This window comes from Staphylococcus pasteuri (assembly GCF_030547725.1).
GTDB lineage: Bacteria > Bacillota > Bacilli > Staphylococcales > Staphylococcaceae > Staphylococcus > Staphylococcus pasteuri.
This window is the reverse complement of sequence record NZ_JAUOQO010000168.1, coordinates 1-311: the sequence shown is the minus strand read 5'-3', so window position 1 is coordinate 311 and position 311 is coordinate 1. Positions and strand designations below refer to the sequence as shown.

The 311-nt window shown below is 40.8% G+C and carries 1 protein-coding gene; it reads right to left on the bottom strand.

Annotation, left to right across the window (positions count from 1 at the left end; all coding sequences use genetic code 11):
* Nucleotides 1–193 (bottom strand): hypothetical protein (locus Q4528_RS13260; RefSeq protein WP_303521969.1); only part of this gene is annotated, 193 nt, incomplete at its 3' end.
* Nucleotides 194–311: the final 118 nt, after the last annotated feature.

Here is a 311-nt window from a genome sequence, read left to right as displayed (position 1 = left end):
CGCTAGATGTGACCTCTCTATACGATAAAACCAGTTGGTTCATAGCGCTAACTACTTGCTCTACCTCATATTGTTGTTGGTTAATTGATGTATTAGATTGATTGGTGATTTCTGACATCTGGTTGGCTGCGTTGGTCACAGAGGTAGACGCTTGTCGAATATCTGCAATTAAACTACTTTGACGTGCCAGCATTTTATTAAAGCTACTCGAAATAGCCGTTAGCTCGTCATTCCCGTGAGTTTCTATTCTGATGCGTAAATCCCGGTCATTAATAACCGTGTTTAGGGACTTTTCTATAGCAGTTAATGGC